16 protein-coding genes are annotated in these 16,124 nt (G+C 44.7%); 6 read left to right on the top strand and 10 right to left on the bottom strand.

Annotated features, from left to right (window positions below):
• Nucleotides 1-159 precede the first annotated feature (159 nt).
• The 5 genes from glpD to AC6R05_RS22080 all read right to left on the bottom strand — a co-directional run bounded on the left by glpD (nucleotide 160) and on the right by AC6R05_RS22080 (nucleotide 6,357).
• Complete coding sequence (gene glpD / locus AC6R05_RS22100; protein ID WP_500648636.1) at nucleotides 160-1,719, bottom strand: glycerol-3-phosphate dehydrogenase; 1,560 nt, start codon at nucleotides 1,717-1,719, stop codon at nucleotides 160-162.
• A gap of 237 nt (nucleotides 1,720-1,956) precedes the next feature.
• Nucleotides 1,957-2,742 (bottom strand): DeoR/GlpR family transcriptional regulator, encoded by a 786-nt coding sequence (locus AC6R05_RS22095; RefSeq protein WP_032550593.1) that lies wholly within the window; start codon nucleotides 2,740-2,742, stop codon nucleotides 1,957-1,959.
• A 201-nt stretch (nucleotides 2,743-2,943) separates the two neighbouring features.
• Nucleotides 2,944-4,470 (bottom strand): glycerol kinase GlpK, encoded by a 1,527-nt coding sequence (glpK, locus tag AC6R05_RS22090; protein WP_032550592.1) that lies wholly within the window; start codon nucleotides 4,468-4,470, stop codon nucleotides 2,944-2,946.
• A 59-nt stretch (nucleotides 4,471-4,529) separates the two neighbouring features.
• Complete coding sequence (locus tag AC6R05_RS22085) at nucleotides 4,530-5,384, bottom strand: MIP/aquaporin family protein (protein ID WP_150869894.1); 855 nt, start codon at nucleotides 5,382-5,384, stop codon at nucleotides 4,530-4,532.
• Nucleotides 5,385-5,925: 541 nt separating this feature from the next.
• On the bottom strand, nucleotides 5,926-6,357 hold the full coding sequence (locus AC6R05_RS22080) for a PACE efflux transporter (protein ID WP_446576448.1): 432 nt from the start codon (nucleotides 6,355-6,357) through the stop codon (nucleotides 5,926-5,928).
• A 119-nt stretch (nucleotides 6,358-6,476) separates the two neighbouring features.
• Between AC6R05_RS22080 and AC6R05_RS22075 the strand changes: the two genes are divergently transcribed.
• Nucleotides 6,477-7,358 (top strand): LysR family transcriptional regulator, encoded by an 882-nt coding sequence (locus tag AC6R05_RS22075; RefSeq protein ID WP_500648635.1) that lies wholly within the window; start codon nucleotides 6,477-6,479, stop codon nucleotides 7,356-7,358.
• A 102-nt stretch (nucleotides 7,359-7,460) separates the two neighbouring features.
• Here AC6R05_RS22075 and arsB read toward each other — a convergent pair whose 3' ends face one another.
• The 3 genes from arsB to AC6R05_RS22060 all read right to left on the bottom strand — a co-directional run bounded on the left by arsB (nucleotide 7,461) and on the right by AC6R05_RS22060 (nucleotide 9,645).
• Nucleotides 7,461-8,516 carry an ACR3 family arsenite efflux transporter gene (gene arsB / locus AC6R05_RS22070; protein ID WP_500648634.1) on the bottom strand — a complete coding sequence of 352 codons (1,056 nt, stop codon included), beginning with the start codon at nucleotides 8,514-8,516 and terminating at the stop codon, nucleotides 7,461-7,463.
• A gap of 130 nt (nucleotides 8,517-8,646) precedes the next feature.
• Nucleotides 8,647-8,985: an ArsR/SmtB family transcription factor gene (locus tag AC6R05_RS22065; protein WP_032550585.1), complete on the bottom strand. Its 339-nt coding sequence runs from the start codon at nucleotides 8,983-8,985 to the stop codon at nucleotides 8,647-8,649.
• Nucleotides 8,986-9,120: 135 nt separating this feature from the next.
• Nucleotides 9,121-9,645, bottom strand: a complete 525-nt coding sequence (locus AC6R05_RS22060; protein WP_500648633.1) for an HPP family protein — start codon at nucleotides 9,643-9,645, stop codon at nucleotides 9,121-9,123.
• Nucleotides 9,646-9,787: 142 nt separating this feature from the next.
• Here AC6R05_RS22060 and AC6R05_RS22055 point away from each other — a divergent pair, with 142 nt between their 5' ends.
• Together AC6R05_RS22055 and AC6R05_RS22050 are read left to right on the top strand one after the other, a co-directional pair.
• The gene (locus AC6R05_RS22055) at nucleotides 9,788-10,327 is read left to right on the top strand and encodes a TetR/AcrR family transcriptional regulator (protein ID WP_500648632.1); all 540 of its coding nucleotides are present in this window, start codon (nucleotides 9,788-9,790) and stop codon (nucleotides 10,325-10,327) included.
• Between the two features lie 120 nt (nucleotides 10,328-10,447).
• Entirely contained in the window at nucleotides 10,448-11,245 is a 798-nt protein-coding gene (locus AC6R05_RS22050; protein ID WP_500648631.1) for a Cof-type HAD-IIB family hydrolase, read from the top strand.
• An 82-nt stretch (nucleotides 11,246-11,327) separates the two neighbouring features.
• Here AC6R05_RS22050 and AC6R05_RS22045 read toward each other — a convergent pair whose 3' ends face one another.
• Nucleotides 11,328-12,530 (bottom strand): MFS transporter, encoded by a 1,203-nt coding sequence (locus tag AC6R05_RS22045; RefSeq protein ID WP_500648630.1) that lies wholly within the window; start codon nucleotides 12,528-12,530, stop codon nucleotides 11,328-11,330.
• A gap of 84 nt (nucleotides 12,531-12,614) precedes the next feature.
• Between AC6R05_RS22045 and soxR the strand changes: the two genes are divergently transcribed.
• The 3 genes from soxR (at nucleotide 12,615) to AC6R05_RS22030 (ending at nucleotide 15,146) form a co-directional block, all read left to right on the top strand.
• Nucleotides 12,615-13,061 carry a redox-sensitive transcriptional activator SoxR gene (gene soxR / locus AC6R05_RS22040; protein WP_500648629.1) on the top strand — a complete coding sequence of 149 codons (447 nt, stop codon included), beginning with the start codon at nucleotides 12,615-12,617 and terminating at the stop codon, nucleotides 13,059-13,061.
• 126 nt (nucleotides 13,062-13,187) lie between these two features.
• Complete coding sequence (locus tag AC6R05_RS22035) at nucleotides 13,188-13,838, top strand: DsbA family oxidoreductase (RefSeq protein ID WP_500648628.1); 651 nt, start codon at nucleotides 13,188-13,190, stop codon at nucleotides 13,836-13,838.
• Between the two features lie 111 nt (nucleotides 13,839-13,949).
• Nucleotides 13,950-15,146, top strand: coding sequence for a winged helix-turn-helix domain-containing protein (locus tag AC6R05_RS22030; protein ID WP_500648627.1), 1,197 nt, complete (start codon nucleotides 13,950-13,952; stop codon nucleotides 15,144-15,146).
• On the opposite strand, the gene AC6R05_RS22025 is transcribed toward AC6R05_RS22030, so the two are convergent.
• A complete protein-coding gene (locus AC6R05_RS22025) occupies nucleotides 15,138-16,019 on the bottom strand; it encodes a LysR family transcriptional regulator (RefSeq protein ID WP_500648626.1) in 882 nt (293 codons plus the stop codon). The genes AC6R05_RS22030 and AC6R05_RS22025 overlap by 9 nt on opposite strands.
• Nucleotides 16,020-16,124: the final 105 nt, after the last annotated feature.

Genomic DNA, 16,124 nt, shown 5'->3' with positions numbered 1-16,124 from the left:
GCGTTTATGTGTTTGGTTTCGTTGAGATAAAGCATAGCAAGGTTTTGAAATGGTGATAATTAACGGGCTGGTGAAAACACTCTTTAGATTTCGTTGAAAATAAAAAAGCTTAGTCGGGGGAAGACTAAGCTTTTGCTTGCTCGAATTAGCTAGGTGCTGTTAGCTCACTTGAGAAAAACTCACCACTTTTTGCTCAAGTGTCGTCTTTAAGTAGTCCGTCACCATTTGTTGTTCTTCATCGCTCATGTATAAGCCAAGTTTGGTACGACGCCATAACATATCTTCTGAAGTTTGAGACATCTCTTGCGTGATCAAGTAGTCGATTTCACGTTGGTAAACACCATGTGCTTCCGACGAGAACTTCTTACCAAGATCTTCTTCACAAGTTGCACCTGCGAGTAGATCCCAAGTCTGAGTACCAAACTGCGTGATGTAACGAAGCAGTAGACCTTTTGAAGCCCAAGGATACTTAGAGTTCATCATGTCAGCCAATTGTTCGCGACCGCAGCTAAAGTTACCACCTGGTAGCGTATCGGTTGCTGTCCACGCTGGTCCCATGTTTGGTAGGAACGGTTCTAGCTTCTTCAATGCAGCTTCACCAAGCTTACGGTAAGTCGTGAGCTTGCCACCAAATACTGAAAGCAGTGGTGCTTGATCAAGTTCAGCATCAAGCTCTAGCGTGTAGTCACGCGTGATCGCTTGTGGTGAGTCAGACTCGTCATCACAAAGTGGTCTCACGCCGCTGTATGTCCAAACCACATCTTCGGTAGTTAGCTGCTGCACAAAGTGCTGATTAACAATATCGATTAGGTAATCGACTTCATCATCAGAGATCGCAACTTCGCGAGGATCGCCTTTGTACTCAACATCTGTTGTACCGATGATCGAGAACTTATCTAGATAAGGGATCATGAAGACGATACGATTATCTTTGTTTTGAAGAATATACGCTTGAGGCTCATCGTGAATACGTGGTACGACAATGTGTGAACCTTTGATCAGGCGAATATTACGTGGTGATTCCTGTTCAAGGCCATCATCAAAGAACTGTTTCACCCAAGGACCCGCCGCGTTCACTAGGGCTTTGGCTTTACGTTCGAATGTTTGATCTGTCATTACGTCGCGGATCGTTACTACCCATACACCGCCTTCTCTGCGTGCTGCTTCTACGCGACAGTAGTTACGCGTTTCAGCGCCATTTTCTTTCGCTGCAAGTACATTCAGCAATACCATTCGAGCATCATCTACCCAGCAGTCTGAGTATTCGAAACCGACTTTCATTTCAGGTTTCAGTAGGCCTGATTGCGCTAGGTTAACTGTTTTACTTGCTGGAAGCGTAGTTCGTTTACCCAAGTTATCGTAAAGGAATAGGCCACAGCGAATCATCCACGCTGGACGCAAGAATGGGCGATGCGGTAAACGAAAGCGCATTGGTTGCGCGATGTGTGGCGCTTTTCTTAACAGAACTTCACGTTCTGCTAGCGCTTCTGATACTAAACGAAACTCGTAGTGTTCTAGGTAGCGTAGGCCACCGTGAATGAGTTTTGAACTTGCCGATGACGTTGCTGATGCGTAGTCGCTAGCTTCGTATAAGCCTACCGTTAGGCCGCGTCCAGCTGCATCGGCTGCGATACCTGCGCCATTAATACCACCACCGATAACGATCAAATCTAAAGTGGAGGATGAACCATTATTTGTATTATGTTGTTGAGCACTCATGATTTTGACCTCTTGGTGAGCGAACGAGCATTTTTGAAACTCATTGAATCCTACTGCAACTTTCGTTTTTGGTCACTATTTATTTTCGTTTATGCGCGTTTAATGTGATTTGAACATAAAAAAACCTCTATTCGATATCGAATAGAGGTTTTTATTAACAATTGATTAAAGTGTAGACTGATTTTTTGCGTAAGCGAACATATCTGAGTGCAAATGATAGATTCGCGAAATCAATGCCTATTCTGAAGGAGCTGAGCGCGTTTCAATCACTTCTAGAGGAATTTCAGCTTCTTTAAGAATGGTGTGAATCTCTTCTGGCGGCTGCTGGTTAGTGAAAACCATGTGTGCTTGATTAATATTGCCTAACTTCACCATCGCATTACGACCGAACTTAGAGTGGTCGACAGCAATGAAGATACTGCGGCTGTTCTCGATGATGGCCTGTTTTACTCGCACTTCATGGTAATCAAAATCGAGCAGTGAGCCGTCGAAGTCGATGCCACTGATACCTAGGATGCCAAAGTCTAGGCGGAACTGTTTGACGAAATCGAGCGTCGCTTCGCCCATGATTCCACCATCTTTATTTCGCACTTCGCCGCCAGCGAGGATTACCTTGATCTCAGGGTTAGCCAGCAGGATAGTCGCGACATTGATGTTGTTCGTCACAACACGCAGCTGTTTATGGTTCTTATTGAGGGCACGAGCGACGGCTTCCGGTGTAGTACCAATATCAATGAACAGAGTCGCGCCATCTGGAATGTGTTTCACCACCTCGTCAGCAATGACGTCTTTTTCATTGAAGTTTAGCGTTTTACGCGTGTTGTAAGAGGTATTTTCAGAGCTTAAAGGAATAGTGGCACCACCGTGGTAGCGGCGGATTTTGTTGCTGTCTGCGAGCTCATTGAGGTCGCGTCGAATGGTTTGTGGGCTTACATCAAACTTCTCAACGAGTTCGTCTGTGCTGACGTATCCCTGTGTTTTCACCAGATCGACAATCTGCTGGTGCCTTGGTATCTGCTTCACTTACTGCTCCCATGTGCCTAGATCTTGCTCTAGAACACCAATTTCGAAAATATATACTCGCTCTATTGTGCGCGAATTGGCGCGATGTGAGAAGTTTCTATGCTGAGTTATCGGGGCTAAAACGCAAAAAGAGCACGACAGGCGTGCTCTTTTGAGTTTCGTTTGGTGATTTTGGTTAAATCACACCCGATTTATAACGAATTAATCTTCGTTTTCTTCATCGTCGTGAAGCTCAGACCATACTTGTGCACACTTGATTGCACGTTTCCAGCCTTTGTAGCGACGGTTACGCTTCTCTTCGTCATGGTGCGGTTCGAATGTGCGATCAAGAACGGCTTTGTCTTGAAGCTCATCGATGCTGTCCCAGAAGCCAACTGCAAGACCCGCAAGGTAAGCTGCACCTAGGGCTGTTACTTCGGTTACTTCAGGACGGTGAACTTCTGTATCCAGAACGTCAGATTGGAACTGCATCAAGAAGTTGTTCGCTACCGCGCCGCCATCAACACGTAAGTTTGCTAGTTTGATGCCAGAATCCGCTTGCATTGCGTCTAGTACGTCGCGAGTTTGATAAGCGATGCCTTCCAGTGTCGCACGAATGATGTGGTTAGAGTTAACACCACGAGTTAGACCAACAATAGTACCGCGAGCGTAAGCATCCCAGTATGGTGCGCCTAGACCAGTAAATGCAGGAACAACGTAAACACCATTTGACGTATCTACTTTTGTTGCGAAGTACTCAGAGTCTTTCGCATCAGCCAGAAGCTTCATTTCGTCACGTAGCCATTGAATTGATGCGCCACCCATGAATACCGCACCTTCCAGTGCGTAAGCTGGTTCGCCTTTAGGGCCACATGCTAGTGTCGTTAGTAGACCGTTTTTCGATGTTACTTTCTCTTGGCCTGTGTTCATTAGAAGGAAACAACCCGTACCGTAGGTGTTCTTCGCTTGCCCCGCTTCTACACACATTTGACCGTAAAGTGCTGCTTGTTGGTCACCCGCAATACCTGCGATTGGGATACGAGTACCGCCTTTACCACCCAAGTTAGTTTGGCCGTAAACCTCAGAGGAGCGTTTCACTTCAGGCATCATTGATGCTGGGATACCCATTTCGTCTAGTAGCTTGCTGTCCCAACATAGGTCGTTGATGTTAAACAGCATAGTACGTGATGCGTTTGTGTAATCCGTTACGTGAACGCGGCCTTGAGTCATCTTCCAAACTAGCCATGTATCGACAGTACCGAATAGTAGCTTACCAGCTTCAGCGTCTTCGCGTGCGCCTTCAACGTTGTCTAGAATCCATTTAACTTTGGTACCTGAGAAGTACGGGTCAAGGACTAAACCTGTATTGTCACGTACGTAATCTTCTAGGCCACGCGCTTTTAGGTCTTCACAGATATCAGCGGTACGACGACATTGCCATACAATTGCGTTGTAAACAGGTTTGCCAGTCTCTTTGTTCCAAACAATCGTTGTTTCACGTTGGTTGGTGATACCGATACCAGCAAGTTCGTCACTGCGGATGCCTGCTTTCGCTAGTGCTTCAACCAGAGTTGAGCTTTGCGTTGCCCAAATCTCCATTGGATCGTGCTCTACCCAGCCTGCTTTTGGATAGATTTGAGTAAACTCTCGTTGAGAAGAGCTAACAATGTTCGCATCATGGTCGAGGATAACAGCGCGAGAGCTTGTTGTGCCTTGGTCTAGCGCTACAATATATTTTTGCTCGGTCATGGTAAGAATCCTTTTTATTTCGTTATCTATATTTTAGTAAATGTTGGAAGGCTTAGGGGTTAAGCACGAGCTTGTTCAGCTTCTTCTTCTGTTTCACATTGATTCGGAATAGTACAACCTTGGCCCGTTGCAGGTAGGTATGCAGCGATGGCTTTCGGGTATAACCAGCCGCCAAAACACGCACCAGCAATTGGAGCAAGAATTGGAACAATAAAGTAAGGGATGTCGCGAGCACCGCTCAGTGCGTAGTCCCAACCTGCAAAGTAAGCGAATAGCTTAGGACCGAAGTCACGCGCTGGGTTCATCGCGAAACCTGTTAGTGGACCTAAAGAGCCACCAATTACAGCGATCAGAATACCGATAAGCAGTGGGTTCATTGCACCGCGAGAAGCACCGTTGTTTTCATCGCCAAGCGCAAGAATGGCAAACATCAGAACAGCTGTAATCACAAATTCCACAGCAAAAGCGCCAAAGAAAGAAAGGGAAGCGTGTGGGTAAGTCGAGAAAATACCAGCTGTTGCAAGAGCATCTTGGCTGCTACGTACGAAGTTATTCGCGATTTCATAGTCAGTAAACAAGTTGCTGTAAAGAGTGTATACCAGCGCTGCTGAGCAGAATGCGCCAAGCATTTGAGAGATGATGTAAGGCACAACCTTCGCCTTATCAAACCCGTGGAACATAGCCAGTGCGATAGTCACTGCAGGGTTAATGTGTGCACCAGATACGCCAGCAGTACAGTAAATTGCGATGGTCACGCCGAAGCCCCATACAATACTGATCTCCCATTGACCAAATGCTGCGCCAGTTAGTACGAGTGCAGCTACACAGCCTACACCGAAGAAAATAAGTAGTCCTGTCCCTATAAATTCTGCTAAGCATTCGCCGAATAAAGAGGGGTGTTTTTTTATTGTCATTGTTCGAGTCCTTGTTAGTTTGCTTGTCTAGCACGTGTATTGTGCATATATTTGCGAACCCGAAAACAAACGAACATTAAAAATGAGCGTTTGAGCATGAATTTGTTAATGAAACGCGGTTTTATTGTTAATTAGCGCAACTTTGATCACAAATGAAACTCATATGAAAGAAGAGTGGGTATTTCGATGGTTGTTTTGATGACAGTTGCGAACGTTCACTTCGAGCTAAAGCTACTCGTATGCGCTGCAATGCACAACTGGTACGACAAGCCGAGAGTTTGATTTTGTGACGTTACTGCCTTGATGACCGAAATGTAATCAAACGGTTGTTTAAATTGCGCGCAAGAGTCTCTGGTACTGAAACTGGACTTTCTAAATGTGATGTGGTCGTGTGGCTTGTTTTATTGTTGTTACTTTTTTTATTTTCGAAGTTCGTAGTCAAGAATCGAATTGCAGTAACGATGTATCGTTTGAGGAAAGCAGTCGTACTTATCTCCATTTTACGACCGCTTTTGTTTCACCTAACTCCTTTCCCTTATCCTTATGCCAATGCTTTTACTTTGCCTTTACTGACCAGAAGATCACGGGCTGAATCGTAAGCCCAGTTAAAGCCAATCGCATACACCACGAAGAAAACAACTAAGCCAATATCCATGATAAGCACGGTTAGAAAGTCGAGTTTAAGTACCCACATCAACACTGGTAGTGTCACGGTCATTAACCCAAGCTCAAAGCCAAGCCCGTGTAATACGCGCGTTTTTTTGGTTCGTTTTGTTCTGTCCGCTCCAAAGATTTTGTCGTAGCCGTAGTTGTAGACATAGTTCCAAGCCATGGCAATTAGCGACATCGCAAGCGCTAACCCCGCCATTTCCCCAGCGCCGTTACCAGTAATGTAGGTGGCAAGCCCTGCCATTAAAACTAATGCAACTAGCTCAAATAGCACCATGTGTAAGATTCGTTCTTTATGTGACATGTCGTTTTCTCTTTTCTATTCAGTTGGGCATTTGTCCCCTTCAATGGTGGCAATAATATCGATTATGTTGATAATAAAAAGATAGTAACCATCACTAATGGTGATGATAGGCGGGTGGTATGTACAATATAGAACAACTCAAAATGTTCGCTTATGCGGTAGAACTGGGTTCATTTTCAGCAAGTGCGCGAAGGCTAGGGAAAGTCCAATCTGCCGTAAGCCAAGGTATTAGTAATCTGGAAATCGATTTCAATACCACGCTATTTGATCGCTCAACTCGGAAGCCGACACTCACTCGTGAAGGTGAGCAGATTTACAAGCAAGTGAAAGCGATCATTATGCAGGTCGAAGATTTGAACGTAATGGTTAACGCCATTAATGATCAACAAGAGGGGCTGATTAGATTGGCGCTCGACGATTCACTGCTAGTCCCGAATTTGTCACCGATACTGAAAGAGTTCAGCGCGCATTTCCCTGCCACAGAGGTTGAGTTGATCGCTTGCACCACCACAGAGGTGAACCCGTTTGTACAGCAGGAGAAAGCGGATATCGGTTTAATGTTCACTGACTTGGCGTTTGATGTTGGCTCCGAGCCCTGTTTTATTGGTCATCTGCCGTTTGTGGCGGTCTGCCATCCCAATCATCCCCTTGCTTGTGTTCCAGAAGCGAGGTTGCCTGACTTGCTTCCCCATCGACAGCTAATGTTGAGGGGCGATAAGGGCAAGCTGATGGATCAGTTCCCTTTGATTGCTGGGAAAGTGTGGTGGTCGAACAGTTTTATCGTGATTAAAGAGATGTTGTTGGGCAGTGATATTGGCTGGGCATACCTACCAGAGCACCTAGTTAGAGACGAGATAGATAAGAAGCAGCTGGTGGAAATTAACATCGCCTTTGATCATAAAACTTGGTCGCCTCCAGTGGATCTGATTTTGTCGAAGACCAAAAACAAAGGTCCTGCGCTTAAGTGGTTGGAGCATGGTTTAAAGAGTTTGCTCGATTAAATGTCTGTGCAGCTGTTCAATGATGTTCGGAAATTAAAAAGGCTCATACCTTTCGGAATGAGCCTTTGGTTTCTGTATCAATAGTGATTATATCCGCTCACACTAGTTAAGCGTTTTTACTGTTTGACCTGAGTAATATTTGTCTTTCATTTTCAGAGCGACGTTTACTAGGTAAATCAGGACTGGTACTTCGATTAGTGGGCCAATAACGCCTGCGAATGCTTGGTCAGAGTTGATGCCAAATACCGCGATAGAGACTGCAATCGCCAATTCAAAGTTGTTACCCGTTGCGGTGAAAGCGATCGATGCGTTCTTGTCGTAATCGATGCCCATCTTTTTACCGATAAAGAAGCTGATAACGAACATCACGGTGAAGTAAATTGTCAGCGGAATCGCGATTAACAGTACATCCATTGGCAGTTCAACAATCATCTCACCTTTTAGGCTGAACATCAGAACAATGGTTGCTAATAGTGCAATCAAAGTCATTGGAGAAATGCGTGGGATGAATACCTCTGTGTACCACTGTTCACCTTTCATCGAAACCAAGATCTTACGGCTTAGGAAACCTGCTAAGAACGGGATGCCTAGGTAGATCAGTACACTATGGGCGATATCAATCATAGAGATATCAACCATCATGCCTTCGTAACCAAACACAGGTGGCAATACGCTGATGAACAGCCAAGCCATAAAGCTGTAGCTCACGACTTGGAAAGCGCTGTTGAGAGCAACTAAAGCCGCGCCGTACTCTTTGTTACCGCCACCGATGTCATTCCAAACCAACACCATTGCCACACAGCGAGCAAGGCCAATTAGGATAACGCCGACCATGTAACCTGGGTGGTCACCCAAGAATGTAATCGCAAGAACAAACATCAAGATTGGGCCAACGATCCAGTTCATGATGAGTGACAGTTTGATCGCTTGTTTATCTTTAACCACGGTGCCCAATAGGCTGTAGTTTACCTTAGCCAGTGGCGGATACATCATTAGGATCAGACCAATAGCCAATGGAATATTGGTGCTGCCTACTGACATTGATTCGTTCCACTGTTCAATTTGTGGAAACATAATACCCAGAAGGACACCCAGTCCCATGGCGATGAAGATCCAGAGTGTTAAGTAGCGATCTAGAAAACTCAACTTCGGTTTCATACTATTCTCTCTATTGTTATCGCTAATCGTCGAAAGACGATTGATTAAGGCAAAAAAACACACTAATGGGAACAGATCATTTTCGGTCTGTCACTTAGTGTGATCGTTGTTTTCTAGCCAATAATGGCTGTTACTTCAATATGTTATTAAAGATAGATTCAAAGCGCTGAATATTGTCGCGGTCAATGCGGTAACACATCTTAGGTGGGATGGATTCCGCTGTAATAAAACCGCTGGCTTTCAAAATTCTTAGGTGCTCGGAAACTGTCGATTGAGCCAGACCCAATTCGCTAACCAAGTCACTATTCAAACAACCACCGGCCTTCTCTAAAGCAGAGAGAATACTCAAAATACGTATTCTTGCAGGATGAGCAAGTGCTTTGGCTAGGGCTGCCATCTCTTGTTCCGCTTCACTGTTGCCAGGTGGCAGCGTACCGCAGTTACCCTTCGCTTCGCATTGTGCTGTCATGGTGATGTTTCGCTTACTACTAATCGTTAAAAGACGATTAATAGTAAGCCGATTTACCGAGTCGGTCAAATTTATCTTTTCTAACTCGCACATTTACCGTTATCTGATTACTATTTTTCTATATCTATCATGTGTTTATTGGCTTTTCTCTCCAAGCCAATAGAGTGGCCATGCTTGGTTTTTATTGCTGTTGTTTAACAGAGTACCAATAAAAACAAGAGCCAAACTGCCGCTTAATACCGGCGTGATCAGAAATGTCCAATCAATATTGGCGGTGCCAGCGAGCGCTATAACAATAGGGTTAGCTCCCGCTGGTGGATGAACCGCTCGGAAGTGTTGCATCAACATGATGGCAGTTCCGACTGCGATCGCCATGACGACGTATGAATCACCAAATGCAAATAGAGCAGATAATCCCACGGCAGCCGAAATGAAGTGGCCGAGTACGATGTTTCTCGGTTGCGCTAGCGGCGAAGTGGGCACGGCAAATAGCAGTACACACGTGGCTCCAAATGGCGCCATTAACCAAGGTATTCCTGAATAATCCGCAAGCAGAGACAACACTAAAATTCCTGCAGTTCCACCGACAAATCCTTTTAACTTTTGCATTGCGTCAGCTTTGGGTGGTAGCGCGCCTCCACCTGATAATCGACTTCTCATATTCATCTCCTCGACTAGGATAGTTTGATATTTTAAAGTGTACAGATCTGTACCGTTTGATTTGAATGATACCGATCTGTACACTTCTTGCAACGACAGATTTCAAACTGTGTTTTTGAATTTATCTAACGAGTTGAAAGTAATGAGTAAAAAAGATCTAATTCTAGACGTGGCAGAGTCTCTATTTAATCGGCTTGGTTACACCGCGGTGGGTGTCGATATGATTCGTGACGAAGCGGGTGTTTCAAAGACTTCGATGTATCGTCATTTTGGTTCTAAAACCAAGCTCATTGAATCGGTATTGGCAAGGCGCCATCAGAGATTTGAAGAGAGTTTAGTGGCCTGTATAGCTGAAGCTCGGAGTTCGCAAGAAAAGCTATCTTCACTGTTGGACTGGCATTTCAACTGGTTCGCACAAAACGATTTTAAGGGCTGTATGTTCATGCATGCTCTGGCTGAGTTTAAGGAGTCTGAAAGCGAGATTGCTCACTTATCTCAACAGCATAAAACTTGGATAAAAAGCCTTCTTGATCAGGTGATTAGTGCATCATCAAACGACGATGTTCGCTCAGAAATGATGATGGTATTTTTAGAAGGTCTTATTGTTAGAAGCGAGTTTGAAAGATTGGAAGCAGATAAAGATCATTACCATAAAACTTGGTTGACGCTAGCTGGATACTGATTCTGATATAGAAAGAAAGGCGTGTTTAGGACAAGAAATAGCGCTCCTTGTTGAGATATACTCTCGCTCTTAGCTCGCCATGGCGGGTAAATGACAATAATTTTAAGGTAAGTTTTGAAGATGCCACACCACAACATTAAATTTATCGCTGCTGATATGGACGGTACTCTACTCAATGAGCACGGTAAGCTCGATCCTGCATTTTTTGACCTGTATGAGAAGCTAGAAGCGCAAGATATTATGTTCGCCGCTGCTTCTGGTCGCCAGTACTACAGCCTGATGGAGACCTTTGCGCCGATTAAAGATCGCATGATGTTTGTTGCTGAAAACGGCACACTAGTGATGCATAAAGGCGAAGAGCTTTATAGCTGCACGATCGATAAAGCATCGATTCAAGCGCTCATCAAAGAGGCGCGCAAGATTGAAGGCGCTCATTTGGTTCTTTGCGGTAAGAAATCTGCGTATATTGAAACGCAAGACGAGCAAGCGACAACTGAATTCGCAAAATACTATCACCGTTGCGAGCTGGTGGATGATCTACTGGCGGTTGACGATGAATTCATCAAAGTTGCGATTTGTCATTTCGGTGGCTCGCAAGAGTTTGTGAATCCTTCTATCAACGAGAAGTTTGGTGAAGATTTTCAAGTCGTCGTCAGTGCTAAAATTTGGTTGGATGTAATGAATGCGGAAGCCTCAAAAGGTGCGGCGATCAAACATCTTCAGAATACCTTGGGCTTCACATACGAACAGACGATGAGCTTTGGTGATTACCTCAACGATTACGAGATGCTAAAAGAGAGCTACCACTCGTATGCGATGGATAATGCGCATCCACAATTGAAAGAGATTGCGCGTTTCAGTGCGCCAAGCAATAAAGAAGCGGGTGTTTTCCAAGTGATTGAAAAGCTTCTCAACTAAATCATTCAACGCCTTACTTATGCATCGAAAACCAGCTCTCTATGTGAGCTGGTTTTTATTGAGCGTTTCTTACGAATAGAAGCTAAACACATTGATTCGACAGAGTGCACTCTGGGCTAATCTGCTTAACAAGCTGTGTCATCCAAAGTGCTGCGGCTAGTACAATAATTCCTACAATCACAAACCCGTACACAATCGCATCAGTTGAGGCTAAGAAGGCGATCAGCACGTAACTTAAGCTTTGCGTCATAGTGGCGAATAAGGTTAGGCCACCATCAACGCGTCCTCGATGAGCCATGTCTACGGAATGGTGCATCCAGTTAGTCCTTGCGATTCGATTGAGAGCATTGAACGCCCCTAGTGCTAAGGTTAGCGCGATGATGTAAACCGGATCGCTGAGCTGGCCAATGGCGATCAAGGTTAAACCAATGATCAGCATCGACAGTTGCATGATGGTTTGATGAGAAGCCATTTTTAGGATTTTAGGTATCAACAAACCAATAACCAAAGCTCCCACTCCTAAAGCTATGTTGTAAAGGGCCAACCAATCACCAGTGATGTTGATTTCAGAGAACCAGATTGGAACCAGACGACTTAGAAAAGTAAGTACCGGATAAGAGAGACACGACGCCATTAAAAAAGCAAAGAAAGAGGGCGATTGAATAACGAGTGTCCTTATCTCAATCAGTTGTTGTTTGAATGGTGTACGAACTGATGATTTTATACGACGTTGGTAAGGGGTTAGCAGGTAACTTAAGGTAGCTAACAAAGAGGCGATGCCTGCAAACAACCCAAACTCAATAATGCTCCACTGTTCCAGCAGAATCACTCCCAGAGCGCCAGCGCCTAGCGTCGTCGATTGCATGACAACCTCTTGATAACTTGAGATCTTCGCATACTCCGTTTGGTCGTAGTTTTCTTGAGTAAACGCATTATTGGTGTGCCAAGCTAAGTTGCTCGATACCCAAAAGATCAGTTGCGCGGCCCCTAACACCCATAGGCTTCCCCAGCCGATAACGTAGATGAAAGCGACCAAAAATGCCGTCATAAATTGAATGACCTGCATCCATACCAAGATGTTTTTGCGTGAATGTCTGTCAATCAAGGCTGAGAAATAGGGTGTTGAACAGAAAGTAGTGAGGGTACAAGCCAGTGCCGTGAGTGCGACGAATTCACCTTGACCGGGCTGGCTGAGCATTAACCAAGGTAATGCCAACATAAAGAGACCAGAACTAATGCCATCAAAGAATCGTCCTGCGAGGTAGGGTGGGGTTTTACTTTTCATACTCTGTCCATGTAATTGTGTTCGTTTTGGGTTACTCTAAATCCTAAAGTTAACTTGAGGTCAACGGCTTTTAGGAGAAAGTTTATGCATATGACAGTAGGGCAGGTGGCTAAGCGAGCTGGTGTAAGTGTGCCAACGCTACACTTCTATGAGCAGAAAGGACTTATCACCAGTACTCGAGATCAAGGGAATCGTCGCCAGTTTGATCGACAAATTCTAAGAAGAATTGCAGTCATTAAAGCGGCGCAAAATATCGGCTTGTCTCTACAAGAGATCATTGATGCGTTAGCAACGCTGCCCACTCATCGAGCGCCTAAGAAAGAGGAGTGGGAGCAACTTGCTCTGGATTGGAATAAGCAGTTAGAAGCAAAGATTCAAAGCTTAAAAACACTGCAAAGTGAGTTAAGTGGCTGTATCTATTGTGGCTGTTTATCGATGGAGAAATGCAAACTTTACAACCCTGATGACACTAAAGGTGTGCATCAAACTGGGGGGAGTTTGATTCAAGGAAGGCCAGAAAACCAAGAGTAGTTAAGGCGCTTTTCAAGGCAAATCAATGTATATAAGCTAGAACTAATTTGTAGTTGAACGACTGTTCATAATTATCTATATTATCTCGACCAGCATAACTGTACGTAGAGTACTAAGTGAAAAACGATGAGTAATAAAATCCAGTTAGATGTAGTTTCCGATGTCATGTGTCCTTGGTGCGTGGTCGGTTACAAGAATTTGGAAAAGGCGATTCATGAGCTTGGACTAGAACAGAAGATTGGGCTTACTTGGCAGCCTTTTGAGCTAAACCCAGACATGCCACAAGAGGGTGAAAACCTTCGTGAGCATCTGATGCGTAAATACCAAATCAGTGCGGAGCAGAGTCAGCAAAATCGTCTAAATATCGCTGAACGTGGTAAAGAGGTTGGCTTTACATTCGATTTTTACGATGAAATGAGAATGGTAAACTCCCGTCACCTTCACGTATTGCTCGAATATGCTAATGAGCATGGCAAACAAACCGACCTTAAACTGCGTTTCTTCACTGCACACTTTAGCGAACAGAAAGACCTTTCTGACCTTAATGTGGTGAAAGGCGAGTTAGAACAAGTTGGTCTAGACGCAGAAAAAGCGCTTGAGCGTTTGAGTCAGGCATCTCACATCGAGCAAGTAGAGGCGCAAGAGTTCCAATGGCAAAGATTAGGTATATCTTCTGTTCCTACGGTTGTGATCAACCGAACCAGCGCTGTGACGGGTGCACAAACGGTAGAAACGTATAAGCAGATCTTACTCGAAGAGCTAGAACAAGAGTCATAACCATCTGCATAGCCTATTGAGAGTGTTTGCTGTTTTGTGACTACGTCGTTTTACAGCAAACATATGAATCGATAGGCTATTTTTATTCCCTTCGTCATTCTCAGGATCTTTATGGATTCGCTGTCTCTCGCCCAAGCTCGAAAAATTATTCTGCACTCTCAACTGTTGCCGCCTAAGCAGGTCAAACAGTCCTCTAAAGCAGTCACTTTGTCAGCTCTTGAGCAGCTTGGTTATATCCAAATTGACACTATTTCAGTGATCCAGCGTGCTCATCACCATACGCTTTGGAATCGAAATGCTCGCTATCAACCCAAAGATCTTGATGTACTGCTCGAACAAAAGCAGGTCTTTGAGTATTGGTCGCACGCTGCCGCTTACCTACCAATGCGTGATTATCGCTACAGCCTGTATCGTAAAAACGGCTTTAAAACTGGACAGCTGAAACACTGGTATAAGAAAGATCAAAGCTTGATGGACGATGTACTAAAACGAATTGAGCAAGAAGGTCCGTTAATGGCCAAAGACTTTGAGGGTGAACGGGCTAACAAAGGTGGATGGGGCGGTAAACCTGCCAAACAAGCGTTGGAAACCTTGTTTATGCAGGGGGACTTGATGGTGCCTAAGCGGGTTAATTTTCACAAGGTGTATGATTTAACCGAGCGCGTCGTTCCTAGCCACATTGATACCAGCGTGCCCAGCGAGTTCGAATACGCTCGTTATCTGATCGTCCAATTCTTACAGGCGAATGGAGTGGGGCTTGTTTCGGAAATGAGTTACCTACTGAAGAACGTCAAGCCGCTGCTTAACCAAGTCTTACAGCAGATGCTAGAGGAGGGCGAGGTGATAGAGGTTGCCATTAATCAGCACGCTTACTATTTACTTCCACACTCACTCGACCTGCTCAAGCGACCATTGAGCCGAGGTAAACTCAAAATCTTATCGCCGTTTGATAATCTTCTGATTCAAAGAAAGCGAATGAATGCCCTGTTCAACTTTGATTATCTGATCGAATGTTATGTCCCAGAAGCCAAGCGCCGATATGGCTATTTTAGCTTGCCTTTGCTGTGGCAGGGCGAGTTGGTAGCGCGCATGGATTGTAAAGTCGACCGTAAACAAGGGTGTTTACACATCAACAACCTAGTGCTCGAAAGTAAGGTCAAACAGCTTGAGTCGTTTGTTGAAGCCTTAGTGCAGGAGCTGAAACACTTCATGGCGTTTAATCAATGCTCACAGTGCGTTGTTCATCAGTCTACGCCACAGGCGGTTCGTGATGTTTTGATGGAGCGTTTAAAGGCTCTATTAGGTTAGGTTTAACCCGCTCAGCAAAAAATCGACAAAAGTTCTGTTTTTCAAAGAGAGTTGCTTAGTTTTGTACAGCAGGTGAACCGGTTTCGGTTTGGGCGCGCATCCTGGCAAAATCTCTTTCAATGTTCCTTTTTCTAACTCCTCTTCAACCAAAATTCGAGGTTGAAGTAATACGCCTACCCCTTGCAAAGCGGCATAGCGAAGTACATCCCCGTTGTTTGAATGCAATCGAACGTGGTCTGAGGTTCCAGAGTGAATCGCAGTCTGCTTAGTTTGGCTATCACCGCGGCTAGAGTAACTGAAACCTAAAGATGGGTGGTTAGCTAAGTCATCGACCGATTCAATCTTAGGATGGTTTTCTAAATAGCAGGGGGAAACGGCATAAATCATCTCATAGTCACCCAGATGACGAGCAACCAAGCTGGAGTCGGTGAGTTCCCCAATACGCACAATCAAATCGATGTCCGAAGAGTAAGGATCAACGAGGTCATTGTTTAGCATCAGTTCAACGTTAATACTTGGGTGCAGGCTTAAGAACTTGGCAATGATGGGAGCTAACACCTTATTTCCATAGGTGATAGGGCTGTTAATTTTCACCGTTCCTTGCGGCTTGTTTTCGAGTGTCTGAATTAGATTTTCTGCGTTACTGATATCTTCCAATATCCGCTTACACTCGTGGTAATAGAGCTGGCCGGAGTCGGTTAAAGACTGTTTGCGTGTAGTGCGATGAAGTAGCTGGGTATTCAGGCCGGCTTCTAACGAGTGAATGTGTTTGCTGATCATGGTTGCCGAGAGGGCAAAGTGGTCTGCGGCGCGTCGGAAGCTGCCGTGCTCAACCACATAAGCGAACACTTTCATGCTAGTTAGTTTGTCCATGATAAAGCCCTATTAAACACTCTTAGTTTACAAACAATAAACGAAACGTGAGTTTATCAATTATTAAGGGGTAATTATATTGGTGAGGATCTAAAACTGTGGAAA

Source organism: Vibrio sp. R11-SG3-ISO9 (genome assembly GCF_059834255.1).
This window is presented reverse-complemented; position numbering and strand designations above follow the sequence as displayed.